The 1706-nt window shown below is 70.3% G+C and carries 2 protein-coding genes; one reads left to right on the forward strand and one right to left on the reverse strand.

Annotated elements, in window-relative coordinates:
- Nucleotides 1-475, reverse strand: a 475-nt coding sequence (locus AC04L7_RS18110; protein ID WP_475513623.1) for an alpha/beta fold hydrolase, incomplete at its 3' end; no start/stop codon positions are given.
- Between the two features lie 116 nt (nt 476-591).
- Here AC04L7_RS18110 and AC04L7_RS18115 point away from each other — a divergent pair.
- Nucleotides 592-1491, forward strand: coding sequence for a TIGR01777 family oxidoreductase (locus tag AC04L7_RS18115; RefSeq protein ID WP_436000379.1), 900 nt, complete (start codon nt 592-594; stop codon nt 1489-1491).
- Nucleotides 1492-1706: the final 215 nt, after the last annotated feature.

The following is a 1706-nucleotide window of genomic DNA, read 5'->3' on the forward strand; positions in this document are numbered from 1 at the left end:
GGATGGCACGCTGCTGGCGCAGGAAGGCCTCGCGCCCGACGCGCTGCGCCATCGCCATCACGTCCTCGCCCACGTCGCTGTCCACGCGGCTTTCGTGCACCAGCTGCGGCAGCAGCTTGCGGGTGACGCCGGYGAAGCGCCCGGCCTCCGCCAGCGCCAGCCCGGCCTGACGCACCAGCCGGCGCTTGGGGGGATCCAGCCGCGCGCTGGTGTCCAGCAGCGCCAGCCGCGCGACGCGCTCCGGTGCCTGCCGCAGGATCTCGAACGCCACGTAGCCCCCCATCGACAACGCCGCCAGCGCGAACACGGGTGGCGCGGTCGCCAGCACGCGGGCGGCCATGCCGGCCACGCTGTCGTCCCGGGTCAGGTCGGCCTGGTGCACCGGGGCGATGTCGGCGAGCGCCTCGGCAGGGTCGCGCCACAGGCGCGCGTCGCACAGCAGGCCGGGCAGCAGGAGCAGGGGAAGCGGTGGCATGCGCCTAGTGTAGTGACCACGCCCGGGCAGGACCGTCGCCCGCCCTCCACGGTCCGTTCCACATCCGCAACACACGCCCCTGCGTATGCTGCCCCGGATTCCCCGCGAGACCGCGCATGCATGTCCTGATCACCGGCGGTACCGGCTTCATCGGCCAGGCGCTCTGTGCCCGGCTGCTGCAGGCCGGCCACACTCTGAGCGTGCTCACCCGCGACCCCACCCGTGCGCGCGGCACACTGCCGGCACCGGTGCGGACGCTGGCCACGCTGGAAGACGCGCGCGACGTGGAAGCGGTGGTCAACCTGGCCGGCGAACCGCTGATGGCCGGCCGCTGGAATGCGTCGCGCAAGGCCATCTTCCGCGCGTCCCGCCTCGACACCACGCGCAGCCTGATCGCCTGGATGGCGCGCCAGTCGGTACGACCGCGCGTGCTGGTGTCGGGTTCGGCCATCGGCTACTACGGCCCGCGCGGCGATGAAGCGCTGGACGAGTCGGCCACCCCGGGCGACGACTTCGCGGCCCACCTGTGCCGCGACTGGGAAACCGAGGCCATGCAGGCCGAAGGTCTGGACGTACGCACCTGCCGCGTGCGAACCGGCATCGTGCTCGGCACCGACGGCGGCGCACTGGCGAAGATGCTGCCGCCTTTCCGGCTGGGCGTCGGTGGACCGATGGGCGACGGCCGGCAGTGGATGAGCTGGATCCATCGCGACGATCTGGTCGGCATGATCCGATGGCTGCTGGAACGCGACCAGACCGGCGGTGCCTACAACGGCACCGCACCCGAGCCGGTGACCAACCGCGACTTCGCCCGTACCCTGGGCAAGGCGCTGCATCGCCCCGCCCTGTTGCCGACCCCGGCGTTCGCGCTGAAGGCGGGATTCGGCGAAATGTCGCAGCTGCTGCTGACCGGCCAACGCGTGCTGCCCGCACACGCGCTGGCCGAGGGATTCACGTTCCGGTTTCCGACGCTGGACGCAGCGCTGGACGACCTGCTGCATGACCCGGTCGACTGATCACGGGATGCGCGAGGCTTTCCGGCGCTCGCGACAGGCTTGGTGAGAGAAGAACGGACCTCCTTGGTCCTCGCGACACCCTTAGTGAGAGAAGAACGGACCTCTTTCGTCCTCACGACACCCTTAGTGAGAGAAGAACGGAGCTCTCTGGTCCTCATGACACCCTTAGTGAGAGAAGAACGGACCTCTTTCGTCCTCGCGACACCCTTAGTGAG

The organism is Pseudoxanthomonas sp. LjRoot204_2, assembly GCF_056175765.1.